8 protein-coding genes are annotated in these 16,343 nt (G+C 66.3%); all 8 read right to left on the reverse strand.

What is annotated here, in order from left to right:
* Positions 1–75 precede the first annotated feature (75 nt).
* Positions 76–1,485, reverse strand: coding sequence for a hypothetical protein (locus KF688_10345; GenBank protein MBX3426068.1), 1,410 nt, complete (start codon positions 1,483–1,485; stop codon positions 76–78).
* Positions 1,482–4,649, reverse strand: a complete 3,168-nt coding sequence (locus tag KF688_10350) for a PEP-CTERM sorting domain-containing protein (GenBank protein ID MBX3426069.1) — start codon at positions 4,647–4,649, stop codon at positions 1,482–1,484. The genes KF688_10345 and KF688_10350 overlap by 4 nt, the downstream gene beginning before the upstream one ends.
* A 1-nt stretch (position 4,650) precedes the next feature.
* On the reverse strand, positions 4,651–5,709 hold the full coding sequence (gene ugpC / locus KF688_10355) for a sn-glycerol-3-phosphate ABC transporter ATP-binding protein UgpC (protein MBX3426070.1): 1,059 nt from the start codon (positions 5,707–5,709) through the stop codon (positions 4,651–4,653).
* A gap of 79 nt (positions 5,710–5,788) precedes the next feature.
* Positions 5,789–6,640 carry a sugar ABC transporter permease gene (locus tag KF688_10360; GenBank protein MBX3426071.1) on the reverse strand — a complete coding sequence of 284 codons (852 nt, stop codon included), beginning with the start codon at positions 6,638–6,640 and terminating at the stop codon, positions 5,789–5,791.
* A 71-nt stretch (positions 6,641–6,711) separates the two neighbouring features.
* Positions 6,712–9,078, reverse strand: a complete 2,367-nt coding sequence (locus KF688_10365) for an extracellular solute-binding protein (GenBank protein ID MBX3426072.1) — start codon at positions 9,076–9,078, stop codon at positions 6,712–6,714.
* Between the two features lie 77 nt (positions 9,079–9,155).
* Positions 9,156–11,135: a DUF3459 domain-containing protein gene (locus tag KF688_10370; protein MBX3426073.1), complete on the reverse strand. Its 1,980-nt coding sequence runs from the start codon at positions 11,133–11,135 to the stop codon at positions 9,156–9,158.
* A 226-nt stretch (positions 11,136–11,361) separates the two neighbouring features.
* A complete protein-coding gene (locus tag KF688_10375) occupies positions 11,362–12,861 on the reverse strand; it encodes a PEP-CTERM sorting domain-containing protein (GenBank protein MBX3426074.1) in 1,500 nt (499 codons plus the stop codon).
* 145 nt (positions 12,862–13,006) lie between these two features.
* Positions 13,007–16,312, reverse strand: coding sequence for a hypothetical protein (locus KF688_10380; protein ID MBX3426075.1), 3,306 nt, complete (start codon positions 16,310–16,312; stop codon positions 13,007–13,009).
* Positions 16,313–16,343: the final 31 nt, after the last annotated feature.

Below are 16,343 nucleotides of genomic sequence, written 5' to 3' on the forward strand. Positions count from 1 at the left end.
CCTGGCCGTACTCCGCCATCATCGAACGGTCGCCGCCGGCAAGTCGAGCAATCTCCCGCCAGTCCGCACAGCTTATCACCGCGCTCGAACGCGGCGCAAGGGGCGGGCCGGTTTGCATGAATCGGGGTCGGCGAAGCCGCCGCGACGACAGGCCGCGAGTCGACGCCCGCAGGCGAGCGACGCCATCGCGGCCCCGGCGAGCCCTGCCGTCGCCGGTTCGGGAATCGCGGCCGCGGGACCGACCAAATGCACGAGCATGTCGTCGAGCAACCCGCGCCACTGCCCCCAGGAGTGCCCTTCGTTGGACTCCACGAAAGCGAAGTCGTAGCCCCGCTCCGCGAGCACCGCGGCGAACTGGCGCCCGCCTGCGCCGTCGTTGATCGTGCCGGCGGAAACGAACAGCCGCAGTCGATCTGCGAGCGGCTGCGTGCGATAGGCGTCGAGCAGCCCCGGGGCGAAGCTGCCGAAGCTGGCGGGCGACTGCACGGCGATGTTGCCGAACACGTCGGGCCGCTGGGCGCCGAAGTAGGCCGAGTTGAGCCCCCCGAGCGAGGTTCCCAGGATCGTCCGCGCCGCGGCCGCGGGATCGGTGCGATACTCGCCGTCGATCGCCGGCACGAGCGCGTCGGCCACGAACGCGGCGAAGCGCGAGTTCTGCACGTAGTGTTCGGCGCGGCGGTTCTGGCCGGTGGTCGGGTCGCGGGGGTCGATGAAGACGGCGATCGTCGGACGAATGCGTCCGTCGGCGATCAGGTTGTCGAGCACCGCGGTCATGCTTCCCATGTGATCGGCCGCGTACTCGTGCCCGTCGGTGACATAGACGACCGGCAGGTTCGCAAGCTCGCCGCCCGCGTATCCGGCGGGGGTGTAGACGCGGTAGTTGATCGAGGCGCCGAGCTGCGGACTCGGGAGCGTGACGTTCGGCGACAGCGCACCGCGAGCCAGTCCGGCGGCGCGCACCGTGTCGCGCGGGTACTGGTAGTCGGGCATCCGCAGTTCGGAGTTCGGGCCGAAGCCGCTCCACATCTGCAGCGGATTCGCGGGATCGAGGATCCAGTTCGACCCCCCCAGCACGATCTTGTAATCGAGCCGCGCGTCGGGGGGGAGGGTCGTTTCCCACATCCACAGGTTCGTTCCCGCGACTTGCGTGGCGCGCACGGCGCTGGACGATGCGTTCCAGCCGTTGACGTCTCCCGGAAACGAGACGGAACTGGCGGCGCCCCGATAGAGAAACGCCGCGCGGTTCCCCTGGGCGTAGGGGACCTGCCCCGCGGCCCGCAGTTGCGACCACAGGGCGTCGAGCTGCGCAGTCCGCGCCATAGGATCGGCGACGCCGGCGATGCGGTCGATCTCGCCGCGGAACTCCGCGTACGAGCCAAACAGCGGCTGCCGAACGTAGTTCGGATCGGGGGGAGCCTGCGCACGGGCGGCGCCGGCCAGCCCCGCGACGAGTGCGCCGATCGCCGCGAGTCGACGGATGATCATGGTTGGTCTGCTTGCTGAGGGATGAGCATCGTCGCAGTTTGTCGACGCCGTGCGACCGCCCCGATCGCCGCAGCGAGACCGGCCAGCATGAATGCGGCGGGCTCGGGAATCGCTGTCGAAGCCGCCTTTGCGGCGCTCGCGCCGAACTTGCGCTGCCAGGCCAGGAAGTCGGCCCCATCGCTGCGGCCGTCGCCGTCGGCGTCGGCGCCCGCGCTCGGGCCGTAGGAGGCTTGCCAGGTCGCCAGGTCGGCGGCGTCGACGATGCCGTCGCGGTTGAAGTCCTCCGGTTCCGGCGCGAGCAGCGCAAAGGCGACGAACTCGTTCGCGTCAAGATTGCCGTTGGCGTCAAGCGACGCGGGGATCTGCAGCGCGGAGACGAGCGCCCCGCCGTTCGCCGTGGCGTAGTGGGCCACCGCCAGATAGATCTGGGTCGGCAGACTGCCGAACTCGGCGGCCAGGTCGATCGTTCCCTCGAGGACGCCGCCGTTGGCGCCGGTTGCGGCCTGGGAACCGGCCGGGGCGTCGAACCATCCTTCGTAGTCGTTGTCGTTCTCGTCGGCGAGAAATGCGCTCCACCCGGCGACCTGCCCCGACTTGGCCCACGGGGCGGCTTGCAGGGCGCCTGGTTGCTCGGCGAGGAAGATGAACACGTCGTTCCCCTGGCCGGCGTCTTCGGTGGCGACGTACAGGGTCGTCCCCTGGAGCGCGACGTACAACTGCCGACCGCCGTTGCCGGCGATCGCCACGGCCGACGCGTCGAGCACGCCGTCCATCGTGAAACCCGGTTGCACGGCGCCCTGGACGGCGAAGTGCCAGTCCTGGCCGCCGTTGTTGTCCCATGTTCCGGCGCCGTTGTTGAACACCGCGTCGAACTGGGTCGCGTGGGAACTGACCGGCACGGCGACGGTCCATCGCTGGACGTCGGCGTCCCAGGTCATCGCGACGTCGGTTGGATGGACGGTCTGCCAGTCGTTGAAGCCGTAGTGCATGTTCACCGTCGAGGCGCCGGCCAGGGGGCCTCCCAGCGGATCGTAGGAGACCGTGACCGATTGTCCGGCGATCGCGGGGTCGGGGCTGAGCGTCACGGCGTCGCCGCCGGGGCCGCTCGCCCCCGTGCCGACGTAGACGTGCTGAATCTCGGACCGGGCGACGTTCCCCAGGTTGTCGATCGCCTCGACGTAGTAGTCGACCAGTGCGTCCTCGACGCCGGTCACCATGGCGCCGTAGCGAAGGGCCCGATAGGTGGGCGTGAGGATGCCCGCCGGGGGCGCCACGTCGCTGGAGGACATCGTGACGCTCGTCCAGGGGCCGACTTCCGGGCCGCCGGCGTAGGTCTCGTTTTGGGTCGACGAGATCGGGTTCACGCCATCGGCGTCGATGCGGTAGTTGAGCGTGACGCTTTGCAGACCGCTGACGTCGTAGGCGTAGGTCCACACCTCGAAGTCGCTCGGCAGGCGATTGGGCGACCACTCGAACCCGCCGGGGTTGTAGTGTTCGCGCTGCGGCTGAAACACGCTTGGCGGCGTGGCGTCCTGGGCGAGTCGTGGCGCCAGATAGGGATCGACTTGCTGCACCGCCAAGTTGCTGCCGCGGGTGACGTCGGAGTCCCAGATCTCCGTGCCGTCCCAGTACCAGTAGTCCGACGCCTGGGCTTGCAGCAAATAGCTCCAGCCGCGCTCGACCGCGTTGCCGCTGGAGGTCATCACGTTCTGCATGTTCGGAAACGCGTCGGGCCCGCCGTACATGATGTCGTGGGCCGTGTAGACGCGATTCTTGGCGGCGGTGAGGACCGCCCACGAGTTGCGATCGGGACTCCAGCCGTTGGGGCCGGGGTCGCCGAGCCATTTCTTGAACTCGGGGTCGCCGTTGTCGGCGCCGGCCCAGGAACCGGGCTCGACGTGCACCACGTCGCCGGCCGGCACGGGATAGCGATCGAGATAGTCCTGCACGGTCGATACGTCGTAGTTCGGATTGCCGGCGGCCCAGGACACCATGTTTTGGAAGTTGCCGTGGTAGTACGACTCGCTGCCGCCGCCGAAGTTGTCGCCGTCGTGGTGCAGCAGCACGAACATCGGCCGGGCAGGATCGGTGTTGAGCTGCCGATATTGCTCCATGACCTGTTCGTACTGCAGGGCGCCGAACCCGCCGCGGCCGTCTTCGTTTCCTTCGTACCGCGCGGCGGGGACGCCGACGATCGTCTGGATCTGGCCGGTGTTCGGATCGACGTACTGGACGTTGTGGGGCCGATAGGCCAGCGGCGCCGCGACCTTGCTCGGCGCCCACAAGTTGTTGAGCTGCACCCACTGGTTCGCGGGCAACGCCGGGTTGATCTGGTCCGCTGGGTTCGGCGGGTACAAGTTCGACGAGTTCGTGTGGGGGTAGCCGCTCGTCGCTCGCTCGAGATGGATGCTGTCGAAGATCGTCCACTCGATCCCCTCGGCGACGAGCGCGGGGATCATCTTCGTAGAGAACGCCGTTTCGGCCGGGAAGAATCCCTTGGAGTAGGGGACGTTCGGCCCCCAAGTCTGCTCGTGGACGTGCTTGTGGAGCCGGATCTGCATCCGCATGTCGCGTTCGTCCAACAGCGGCATGAGCGGGTGGTAGTAGCCGAACCCCACCAGATCGAGCCGCGGGTTCCCCAGCGACGTATCCCACTGAGCGGCCTGTTTGTACGCCCCCTCCCAGTTGTTCCACTGGCCGCCGTTCACTCCGGTCGCTTCCAACTGATTGAGGTTCGCGATCAGCGAGCCGGAAAACGACACTTGCGCCCCGAGATGCGGGAGCGACAGGCCCGATTGGATCGCGTTGCGCGGCCACGTGGTGTACGGCCCGAGCCGTTGGTTGTGGACGTCGGTTACGCTGAACGAGAACCGACCCGCGGCGTCGGTCTGCGTGATGTTCTCGCCGGGGTAATAAATCGGCTGGTGCATATGCCACAGAAAGCCGACGTGGATCGGCGCCTGTGCGCAGGCCGGCGCGGCGACCAGCGCCAACCCGCCCAGGCATGCCGTCAGGGCCCTGAGCAGCGTCGCCGCGAACCGCAACGACGTACTGCCAGCGACGTACGATCGCCATGCGAAGGTCGTGCTCGTCGTGTCCGTCGCACTGCAGAGTTTTCCTTCATCCCGCGAAGAGCGGATCCGTAGGGCGTCAGGCAAGTTCATCTCAGTTCATCCGCTTTCCGTGTTCGTTGTTCTCGAACAAATGCCACTGGCCGGGCCGCAGCCGCGGGGCGACGCGGTCGCCGGGGCGATGGGGGTGATCGGCCGCCAACCGCATCGCAAAGGGGGCTTTCGCGAGTTGGAAGTACGCCATCGATTCGTGCCCCATTTGCTCGACCGCATCGATGACGACCTCCGGCAGGGCGGGTCCGTCGCCGTGGGGCGACAAGTCCTCGGCGCGAACCCCCAACTCGACGGGGCCGTTTGCGCGGCGATCCCCCAACGCGAGTCCCCCCCCGGCGAATCGAAACTCGCCGTCGTGAAGGTCGCCCTTGAGGAAGTTCATCGGGGGGCTGCCGATGAATCCCGCGACGAACCGATTCGCGGGGCGGCGATAGAGCTCCAGCGGGGCGTCGGCTTGCTGCACGACGCCGTGATTCATGATCACGATCCGCTCGCCCAGGGTCATTGCTTCGACCTGATCGTGGGTCACGTAGATCATCGTCGTCTTGAGCCGGCGGTGGAGCGCCGCGATCTCGGCCCGCATCTGCACGCGCAGCTTCGCGTCGAGATTGGAGAGGGGTTCGTCGAACAGGAAGACCTGCGGATCGCGGACGATCGCCCGGCCCAAGGCGACGCGCTGCCGCTGGCCGCCGGACATGTCCCGCGGACGGCGATCGAGCATCGAGGTGATCCCCAACGTCTCGGCGACCGTGGCGACCCGTTGGGAGATTTCGGCCTTGGGGGTGCGGCGCATCTTCAGGCCGAAGCCCAGGTTTTGTCGCACGGTCATGTGGGGGTAGAGAGCGTAGTTTTGAAACACCATGGCGATGTCACGCCGCCCCGGTTCGACGTCGTTGACGCGGCGGTCGCCGATGAGCACATCGCCGGAGGAAACCTCCTCGAGACCGGCCAGCATTCGCAGCGTCGTGCTCTTGCCGCACCCCGACGGGCCGACCAGCACCACGAACTCCCCGTCGCGGATCTCCAAATTGAGATCGTGCACGGCGTGAAAGCCGTCGGGGTAGTATTTTTCGATGTGACGAAATGCGACAGAGGCCATGGGGAGCAGGTGATTGGAGATTGGTGAATTGTGTGAATAGACGTGACATCCTGCCTTGCCGGCGGCGGGCTCGCGTTCGTCACTCCTTGACCGACCCCAGCGTCAGGCCGCTGACGAGGTACTTGCTCAGTACGACGAAGACGACCACGACCGGCACGCTCACCAGCAGCGACGCGGCGGCGTACAAGCCCCACTGCGTCGACATGCTCGCCTGAAAGCTTTTCAGCCCCAAGGGGAGCGTGAACATCTCTTTTTCCTGCAGGATCTGCGCGGCGACCAGGTACTCGCTCCACGCGCTCATAAAGCTGAACAGCGCCGTGATCACCAGCCCCGGCACGGCCAAGGGGAGGATGACCTTGGTGAACGCCTGCCAGCGCGAACAGCCGTCGATGCGAGCCGCCTCTTCGAGCGAGGCGGGAATCGTATCGTAGAATCCCTTCATTTGCCACACGCAAAAGGGCAGGGCGGTCGAGGCGTAGAACACGCACAGCCCCAAGTACGTGTCGATCAGTCCCAGCTTGGCGATCATCAGATACAGCGGCAACAGCAGCATCGTCGCGGGGAACATTTGCGTGACCAGGATCGAGGTCATCATCGCCCCCCGGCCGACGAAGCGGAAGCGGCTGAACGCATACCCGCCGATCGCCGCGAGAGCCACCCCCGTCGCGGTCACGGCCGTCGAGACCAACAGGCTATTGAGCAGCCAGCGGACGAACACCGGCATTGCGTCGGACTCGCTCTCGCGGGTGAACAGTCGCTTGTACGAATCAAGCGTCCAGTCGTCGGGGATCAACTGCCAATTCGTCGTGCGCAACTGGTTTCCCGGGCGCAGCGAGATCGACACGACGTCGAGCACCGGCCACAGCGCGATCGCCGCGAACGTCAGCAGGATCGCATGCCGGGCAAACGAGATGCGTCTGGGTTCAGGCATGAGGAATTGAACCGAATGCAGTCGAATACAAGAATGTCGTCTCAGCCGCGAGCGGCGTCGCCGCTCGCCAATCAATACGCTCCCTCAGCCGCTTTCGTCCGCTGCAGAAACAGCGCCGAGAACGCCAAGAGCAGCAAGAAGATCACCATCGACAGCGCCGCCCCGTACCCGTATTGGTACAGGTTGAACACCGCTTTGTAGACGTACGAGACCAGGATGTGGGTCTTGTCGGCCGGCTCGCCGCCGTTGGAGACCAACCACACGACGTTCAGGTTGTTGAAGGTCCAGACGGCGCCGAGCGTGATCGCCGGCAGCAGCACGGGCTTCAGAAGCGGCAGCGTGATATTGCGGAACTGCTGCCAGCGACTCGCCTGGTCGATCCGCGCCGCTTCGTACAACTCGGCGGGGATCCCCTGCAATCCGCCCAGGGCGATCACCATCATGAACGGGAACCCCAGCCAGACGTTGGCGACCAGACACGCCGCGAAGGCGGGACCCGCCTCGCCCAGCCAGTTCACCACCGGCAGTTGCAGCCAATCGACGTATTGCCCCGTCCAATTATTGACGTCGCGGACGAGGTTGTTCACCGCGCCGAAATCGAAGTCGAACATTCCCCGCCAAGTGAGGGCCGTGATGTACGCGGGGACCGCCCAGGGAATGATGAGCAGCAGCCGGTAGGTCCCTTTGCCCCGCACCGGGCCGTTGAGAGCGACCGCCAGCAGCACCCCCAGCGTGACGTGCAGCGCGACGTTGATCACGGTCCACAGGATCGTGACCCACAGCACGCCCCAGAACCTGCCGGCCTGCTCGCCTGACAGCATCGCGGCGTAGTTTCCCAGCCCCACGACCTGCCAGTCGCGCAGCGACGCCAGCGACATGTTCGTGAACGACAGGACTACGTTGTAGGCCAGCGGAAACAGCACCGTGAGCAGAATGACCGCCAGCGACGGGAGCACGAAGACGTAGGCGAGCGGATTCGTCCGCAGATCGCGTCCCAGGTCCGCCAGCGCTCGCCGTTGCCAGAGGACCGCTCCGACCAGCAGCGCGAGTCCCGCGAGCGACACCAACGGGGCGGTCGCATCCGGTTGCGCCACGTTAGTCAGCGCGGCGCATTGCCGCAGCGCCTCGGCCTGCATCTTCGCCGCGGCGGCGGCGGGGGCGAGCTTGCCGGCCATCAGTTCTTGGTACGCCGGACGCATCGAATCCCACACGGCTCGCATCTCGACCGCCGTCGGCATGAGTCGACCTCGTTCGACTTGCGCGACCGAGGCGGTCAGCAGCGGATCGGACTGAAACTCCGCCGACTCGCGCAAGGCCAGTCGCGAGGGGAGGATTCGTTGCCGCTGGAGGAAGATCTCCTGCGTCTCGGCGCTCGTGAGAAACTCGACGAGCGACATCGCATCGTCGGCTGCGGCGCCACGGGCGAATGCGGTGAGACTGTACCCCTTGGGGGCGACCATCGGCGCCAGGGGGAGCCCCGTCGCCGAGCAGGTCGGCAGCACCGCCACCGCGGCGTCGATCTTGGGGCTGGTCATGTAGCCTTGCCAGCTCCAGTCGCCGTCGATGAGCATGGCCGCCTTGCCGCTGCGGAACAACTCGGCGGCGGCCTCGTAGTCGGCGCTCCGCGGCAGCACGCGGTGCTTGGTTCGCAGGTCGGCGACGAACTGGTAAGCCGCGGCCGCCTCGGGGGCGTCAAGCGCCGGCACGGCGTGTACGGCCGTCGCCGCGACGGCCGACTCCCCGTCCGAAGCTTCTCCGGCCGACTCCGGCTGCTCCTCGGCGAACACCCAGGCCCCGTAGCCGGTGAGAAACGGGATCACAAAGAACGGTTCCGTGTAGTTCCAGACCAGTCCGTAGCGGTCGGGCTCGCCGTCGCCGTTCTCGTCGACCGTGTTCGCCTTGGCGAGCTTCAGCAGTTCGTCGGTCGTCGTCGGCGGGTTCGGGATGCGGCGCTTGTCGTACACGAGCGCCAGATGATTGCCGAACCGATCGCCGACGAACACCAGCGGCGGCTCGGCGTCGTCGTCCTCGGCCGGCATGCGAATCAGCGAACGGTGATCGAACTTCGCCAGTTCAGCGTCGTCGAGCCAAGGGGACATGTCGGCCAGGGCGCCCATGGCATGGTACACCCCCAACACGTCGGACGGGCCGTAGACGATCTCGGGGCCCGACTGGGCGAGCGTCGCCGCCACCAACCCGCTGCGCAGCTCCTCGGTCTCCTTGTAGAGAGCCCGGACGCGAAACTCGGGGTGCAGTCGCTGGAACTCCGCCAACCGGGCGTCGAGCACCTCGCGATCCTCGGGCCGCATCTGGTGCCACAGCCGCAGTTCGCGGCGCTGGTCCCCGCCGCCGCAGCCAACCGCTGGCGCAAGGATCGCGACGAGCGCCCCACAAAGCGCGAGGCGAAGCGGCGGCGATCCGAGAAGACGAGTCGTCATGGTTGCGCGACGAGTGCTTTGACAGCTGACAAAGCGCTCGTGCTTTGACACAGGCTAGATTTCGGGATGACGAAGCACTAGAGCGGTTCTCCCTCGCTCACCAGCACGATTCCCGACAGGGGAGGAACCTTGACGACGCGGCCGACCGCTCCGCTGGCTTCGGCCTCAGGCGAGGTCGCCAGCGCCAGGCTCCACTCCGCAGCCGGCTCGGCGGGCAGAGACCAGCCGTAGGAGCGCGACCCCCGATTGAAGCCGACCAGCACGTGCCGGTCGCCGTCGCTGCGGAGGAAGGCGAAGAATTTCGCCTGATCGTCGACCGTCGATGCCGTGAAGGAACCGCGCCGCAATACGGGGAGGGAGTTGCGCAGAGCGATCGCCGCTTTGTAGAAGTCGTGCAACGAGCGATCGAACGCCACTTGATCGGCGGTGCGGGGACGGTCGTGCGGGTCGCCGACCTCCGGGTCGTAAGTCAACTCGGGCCAGACCATCGGCTTGCGAGCGCACGGGTCGTCTCCTCCCCACATCCCCGCCTCGTCGCCGTAGTAAACCATCGGCGGGCCGACGTACGTCATTTGCATCAACACCGTCATTCGTTGGATCGCCCGTGCGGTCTCGTCGGGAGCGCCGACCTTGTACTCGCCGTAGTGGCGGGGCGAAACTCGCTCGGTGACGTCGTAGTCGAACCGGTCGGGATTGACGTACGGCTCGTCGCCGGGGCGGTTGACGATCATCGACGCTACGCGGTCCGTATCGTGCGAGTCGACGAGGTTTTGCAAGGCAAACTGCATCGCCGGCGGGTACTCGCGGCGGCGCACTTGCAGCTCATGGCCGAAATCGTGGGGGGTGAGCCGGCCGTCGATCAGGTACCCCTTCACTGGAAACGCGAAGGCGTGGTAGTTCATCGTGGCCGAGAATCCCCCCTCGGTCAGAAACGTGCGGGCGTCCTCCCAGATTTCGGCGACCGTGTACGCCTGCGGGTTGAGCTCTCGGACCAACTTGTTCCAATCCTTCCAGAACGGAATCGGCACCTCGTTGGCCACGTCGAGTCGCCAACCGTCGATCCCGTCGGACGGGTCGCCGTCGCCGTCGGGGTCCATCCAGCGGCGGGTCACGTCCATGAGGTACGCCTTGGGGCCGGGGTGGAGGTCGTTGCCGCCTGGCGCATCGGCGAACTCGGGCAGCGTGTCGATCCCCCACCAGCCCTTGTAGCGGAACTCGTTCCCCGGGGTCGCGGGGTCGTCGAAATGCTGCACGATGTACCAGTCGCGATACGGCGACTCGGCCTGCTTCTCGCGCAAGTCGGCGAACGCGAAGAAGTCGCGACCCGTGTGGTTGAACACCCCGTCAATGATCACGCGCATGTTGCGGCGACGAGCCTCGGCGAGCACCTTGAGAAACAGTTTGTCGGCCGCCGTCCACTGCCATGTGGCCGGGTCGCTCGTCTCGGCGGACATGAGTTCGAAGTCGCCTGCCGGGTCGGGGCCGAAATACGGGTCGACGTGATGCATCGACGCTCCGTCGTACTTGTGCAGACTGCGGGCGTAGAACACGGGGTTGAAGTACAACGCGTTCACCCCGAGGTCCGCCAGATAGTCGAGCTTGTCGAGCACCCCTTGCAGATCTCCGCCGTAGCGGCGGTTGAACACGCCGTTGTCCCAGAAGCTGGGGCCCGCTTGGCGTTCCCACTCAGACCGGGCGTACCAGTCGCTCGTCCAAGGGGAGATCGTCCACTCGTCGGGAACCAACTCGGGGAACTCGAGCGACTCGCGCGTCGGATCGTTCGCGGAGTCGCCGTTGGCGAAGCGCTCGGGGAAGATTTGATAGAACACCGCGTCCGCCGCCCAGCCTGGGACGTTGGGCAGAGGCGGAGCTTCGCTGAAGGCGACCGGCGTGAACTTCTCGCTCACGACCGCGTTGTTGCCGGGCGCGACGGTCGCTGTTTCGCTTGCAGGGGTCGCAGCGGCTTCGCTTGCCAGGTCCGAACCTGTCGGGTCCGCCTTGCCGCTGCAGCCGAGCAGCAAGGCGGCCAGCGCAGGCCAAGCCAGACCCCCGCTCATCAATCGCGAAGTCGATCTCGTCAGCGGCCGACGCGAGGCGGATGAAAGTGTGTAGGTCACGGCACTTGGGCGGGGATTCCGGGGGAGAGTGAACGCGGCAGCCGATCGGGCGCCGCCGCCGGCCTGGGGGCAAAAAAACGGGGCGACCGCCGCTGCCCCCAGCGTGCGCGGCCGCCCCGTCGACGTCCGGCCGTCGCAAACAAAGCGACGACCTCCTCGCACCGAGTTACGCGCGACGGCGCGCGTAACCGGTCAGACAAATCGCCAAGCCGATCAGGACGATCGACCCCGGCTCGGGAACCGACGCCAACGTCGGCAGCCCGGGCACGGCGAGCGAGACGAACTGATTCCCGGCGAAGTCGTTCATGTTCACCCCGGACAAGTCCCCGGTGAACCCGCCGAAGCCGTTGCCGCCGAGATTGCCGTCCAGAATCCCGTCGCCGCTGACCTGGTTTGACGCATAGTCATGACCGCCGCCGTTGATGAACGCGAAGATGCGGATCACGTCGCTCGATCCGGGCGAACCGATCGCGGACAAGGGGATCGAGAACTCGAGCCCCGTCGTCACGTTCTCCGGATCGCCCGCGGTGGGAGTCGTGTAGGGGCTGTCTCCCGAGACGCCGGCGACGTTCGAGTCGTTGTAGGCCAACTCGAGTCCCACCGTGTTGAGCATGTCGCGCCGGTTGGAGTTGTTGTCGGGGTCATTGTCCAAATCGGGCGGCAGCACGAACGCCAATTCGCGGGCGAGGAGTTGTCCGGTGTCGCCGTCCGTGCCGAGCGTGGTGGCGTAGGCTTGGTCGATCAATTGACCCTGGCTGAGCCCCGGCAGGGCGGGACCGAGCAACGACTCCGAGGAAGGACCGCCGTTGTAGGGATTGAACGCGTAGTCGCCGAGTTGCGGCGAGCGTCCATAATCTCCTTGCCAATTGGCCAGGTCCGTCGCGTCGACGAGGCTGTCGCCGTTGCTGTCGCCGTCGGCTTTCGCGGCGAAGGTGGTCGTGCCGTCGAACTGGTCGAAGCCGCGCTGCCAGGCGAGAAAATCTTCGCCTCCGACCAACTGATCGCTGTTGAAATCAGGGCCCAAGGGACCGCGCAACACGTTCGGCAGGCCGTTGTACGCCAACTGCATGCCGAGGGATTGCTTGGTCCCCCCCTGCAGGTCGGCGTAGTGGGCGGTGATGGCGTAGAATCCGACGCCGTCGTTGTAGCCGAGCGAAGGCCCGGTGCTCTCGCCGCCGCGCGAGAAGGTGAGGTAGTAGTCGGCCTCGAACCCGGCGTCGAACGTCAGCCCGTTCTGCCGCTGCAAGGCGCCGCTGTTCGGATCGGGCAGATTCGGCGGGTCGCCGCCGTTGAGATTGCAGCAGTAGCCGTCGACCTGCGTGACGAGGCTGGCGCCGTTGATCGTGTTGAAGCCCCCCGACTTGCTGTCGATGTAGACTTCCATCTTGTTGAAATTGGCCTCGAGGTTGCCGGTAATCGTCACGTACAGCCGGCCGTTGGCCACCGTGGCGAAGACCTGGTTGATTTCCGAACCGCCGCTGCTGACGATCGGGTCGGGATTCGTGTTGTTGCCGAATTGCGTGTTCGTGTTCTGGATCGACAACGCCGCGCCGTACGCCGCGTCGGCCGTGCCGTCGATCGTAATCTGCGCCGCGGCGGGAACCGCGGCGACCGCGACCGTCGCCAATGCGAAAGCCGTCCGTCGCCAATTGCTGCCGTCTCTCATCGAATCGTCTCCTGGTAAAAATGCGACCGTTGTTTGCCGCCGCGCTTCGACGGGGTGTTCCGCCGGTCGCCCCTCTGAGTAAGTGCGTTCTCTTTCGTCAAAACTTCCTTCGATCTCCGCCTGTCGTGGTCCGCGCTGTGCCAAATCAATGCGCCATGCTTGCTGCGAAGTGCGCCTTGCGCCGGCGACGAACGATCGCCAGCGCTCCGCCGGTCGCGCACGCCGCGAGCGCCCCGGCGGCCGGTTCCGGCACGGCGGCCGTCGCGGCGCTCGCTCCCGGCGAACCGGGTTGCCCGTATTGGGCCTGCCAGATCGCCAAGTCGGCGCCGTCGACCGCACCGTCGAAACTCGCGTCCCCGTGGACGAACTGCGTCCCGCCGCCGAACCCGCGCTGCCAAGCCAGGAAGTCGCCCCCGTCGACCAAGCCGTTCAGGTTGAAGTCGCCGGGACTGGCGCCGAGGATCCGGGTGACCATCGTTTCGACGTCGGCCACGGTGACCACGCCGTCGGCGTCCAGATCGCGGAGCCAGTCGTTCTGCCCCAAGCCGGCGTAGATTGCGGCGACGTCGGCGGCGTTGGTGAACCCGTCGCCGTTGAGGTCGCCCCGCTTCAACAGCAGCGTGCCGTAGGCGTCGAGCGTGGCCGCGGGTGCGCCCGCCGCGACCAGCTCGACGCCCAGGTCAAACAGATCGAGATTCGTGATCAAGCCGTCCCCGTCCACGTCCGCAGCGGCGTTGAACTTGGAGTTCTGGCTGTAGAGGACGTCCTCGAACGAGTTGTTGCCGATTCCCAGGATGTCGTTCACCTGCAGCAGACCGTTGCCGTTCATGTCCCCGAATCCGGCTCCCAGGCCGATGAACGGATTGAACGGCGACGGCACGCCTGCGATGCGCTGGACGTTGTAGTTGCCCGACTCTTCGTAGGTGACGACCGTCACGGCGTGATTGCCGCCGCGCACCCCCGTGAAGCCGCGGATGAACGAGTCGCGATCGTAGAACCCGGCCGTCCCCTGGCCCATCTGGGCCATCGACAGGATCTGGCCCTCGGACATTCCCGCGGGCAGATCGAGGAAGAAGTGCATCTGGTTGGCCGTGCCGTCGGTCGACTTGACGATGAGATCGCGATTGGCCTGATTGTTGGGGTTCGTGGCGAACGGAGCGAAGCTCACTAATTCCGCTTCCGGCTTGAACCGGTCGACGTAGATCGTCTTGGTGAAGTCGGCGTAAACCGCGGGACCGCCGTCGCCGCCGCTGGACGAGTTGCGATGCCGGAACGCCCGCACCGTCAGGTAATGGCGTCCCTCGGCGAGTTGGGTGACGTCGATGGTCTGCTCGAACACGCCGTGCCCCGTGCCGACATTCGTGCTGCCGTCCCAGACGTACCCGGGGGAGTTCACGTCGGCGAAGTTCTCGAAGCCGTAAGTCACGCTCCCCGGCGTGACGTAGTCGACCCCCGAGTTGCCGTTGAGATTGATTCCGCCGTTGATCTTGAGCACCGCGAAGTCGCCGTCGGCGTGAACGTCGCGCACGGGGTTGGTTTCGCCCGCCGGCGCCGGCAGCGTGACGGGGACCGTGTCGAGTCGCACCTTGAACGTGTCCGTGGTGATGACGTCGATGTTCGCCAGCCGGGCCGTGCCGTTGTTTGCGGCGCTCGGCGTCGCCCCGCCGATGGTCGAGGCCACGTTGGTGAGCGACAACGTCCCCTGCGGCGGCGCCACGCCGTAGACGACGTATCCCCGCCCGTGGCCGTGGTTGGCCGGGATGCTCACGGGGATTTGTCCGCTGCCGCTCACGCGGACGGCGTCGGGGATGGTTCCGCCCGGATCGACCGTCGGGTCGGCCGCGTTGCCGGTCAGTTCCACCAGCACGGTCCCGGGGGCGAAGCTGGTCTGCACGGTGCGAGTTTCGACGGCCGAATCGTTGCGGCTGTTCAGTCCCACGACCGCCGAATTCTGTCGTTCGTACACGTACACGTTCGAGAAGCCGTTGGGGTTGAACGCGTCGTCGATCCAGCGTTCGTGAAAATTCCCGCGACCGTGCGAGTTGCGCAGCTCGACGAGCTTGGCGATCGTGTCGCCGTAGAAACCGCCGAGGGCGTCGTCTTTGCCGTCGTTGGGAAAGTCGCGGTTGTCGCCGAACTGCCGGGCGTTGAGATACACGATCGCCTGCCCGGGCCGCATGAGCGTGTAGGCGTAGGCCACGTTCTTGAGAAAGGGGAATCCGCCCCCCAGGTTGTCGTGGCTGTCGACGAACGCGACCCCTTGGCTGCCGTTGTTCAGGCCGTCGTCGTGCATGTCCTGGCTGGCGTGACGGATGTTGTGCCAGTTGTTCGCCAGCCCGTTGCCCGTCAGGTTGTCGCGCATGGCGTAGAACAGCGGGAAATCCAGCGCATCGCGATTGCCGCCGACCGTCGTGTTCGAGGGCGAAATCGCGTGGCGGTTCGGCAAATTCTGGCGAATGTACGGCTGCAGAGCCGCCTTGTTGCCGTCGAGGATTTCGGAATACGCGTAGACCGGTTGGATCGATCCGTCGAGATTCAGCCGCGGGTTCGCGGCGAACACCGCTTGGTCGTAGTAGTTGAGGACCCAGGTGGGAAAGTGCTTGGCCGCGTCGATACGGAAGCCGTCGACGCCGATCTCTTGGACCATCCACTGGGCGTTCCGCATAAGCAGCCCCGTGGCGTTCTCGGCAATCGGATCGCCCGCCAGCGGGTCGGCCAGGTTGAAGTTGTAGCGGGTGACCGTCCCCCCCAGCGCGGGGTCGGTGAGCGTAACCCCGGGCAGGTCGCGATCGGGATAGAACCGGGCGTTGGCGGGGTTCGGCTTGTTGTAGGCAGTCCCCGCGGGGATGTTCTGCGGATTCCCTTCCTCAATCGGGTGGCGGATGAACTGGTAGTTCTTTTCCTGAGCGATGTCGACCAACCCGGCGAGTCGCCCTTCGATCGTGCCCGAGGCGGCCGGGTCGTGGAAATCACCGAACGGGTCGCCGGGCCTCGTCATCACGAACCCGGGATAGCCCCCCAAGGCGACGAATGAAGGGTCGGTGGAATCGCCGAAGCCGTTGTGGTTCCAGATCAACTCGACGTCGACTTTCACCCCGGCGTTGCGAGCGGCGGCAAGCTGCGTGCGGAACGATTGCTCGGTTCCGTACAGGGTCTCGTTGCGCGGCCCGCCGAGGTCGAACCGATCGAACACGTCGTATCCGACCGAAAAGCCCCCCGTATCGGCCCGATGCGGCGACGGGAGCCAGAGTCGTCCGTACCCGACGTTGTGAACGTCGGCCATGCGGTCCTCGACGACGGTCCACTTCGCCTCGAACAATTGAAGAATCGCCGGTTGCGACGCGTCCTGGGCGCGGACCGCGGACTCAACCGCAGTCGTCGCAGCGACCGCGATCGCGAGTCCCGCAAATCGCAGGGCAAGCCGTCGCAAGTTGGGAAGAAGAAGCGGCATCATTGAGGTCGTGCTAGAGTCGGGCGTACTT

The organism is Pirellulales bacterium (assembly GCA_019636345.1).
Classification (GTDB): domain Bacteria; phylum Planctomycetota; class Planctomycetia; order Pirellulales; family Lacipirellulaceae.

What these genes read in the sequence shown, in the direction of transcription:
- KF688_10345 (MBX3426068.1), bottom strand. Translation starts at nt 1,485, where the DNA reads ATGATCATCCGTCGACTCGCGGCGATCGGCGCACTCGTCGCGGGGCTG.
- KF688_10350 (MBX3426069.1), bottom strand. Translation starts at nt 4,649, where the DNA reads ATGAACTTGCCTGACGCCCTACGGATCCGCTCTTCGCGGGATGAAGGA.
- ugpC (MBX3426070.1), bottom strand. Translation starts at nt 5,709, where the DNA reads ATGGCCTCTGTCGCATTTCGTCACATCGAAAAATACTACCCCGACGGC.
- KF688_10360 (MBX3426071.1), bottom strand. Translation starts at nt 6,640, where the DNA reads ATGCCTGAACCCAGACGCATCTCGTTTGCCCGGCATGCGATCCTGCTG.
- KF688_10365 (MBX3426072.1), bottom strand. Translation starts at nt 9,078, where the DNA reads ATGACGACTCGTCTTCTCGGATCGCCGCCGCTTCGCCTCGCGCTTTGT.
- KF688_10370 (MBX3426073.1), bottom strand. Translation starts at nt 11,135, where the DNA reads ATGAGCGGGGGTCTGGCTTGGCCTGCGCTGGCCGCCTTGCTGCTCGGC.
- KF688_10375 (MBX3426074.1), bottom strand. Translation starts at nt 12,861, where the DNA reads ATGAGAGACGGCAGCAATTGGCGACGGACGGCTTTCGCATTGGCGACG.
- KF688_10380 (MBX3426075.1), bottom strand. Translation starts at nt 16,312, where the DNA reads ATGCCGCTTCTTCTTCCCAACTTGCGACGGCTTGCCCTGCGATTTGCG.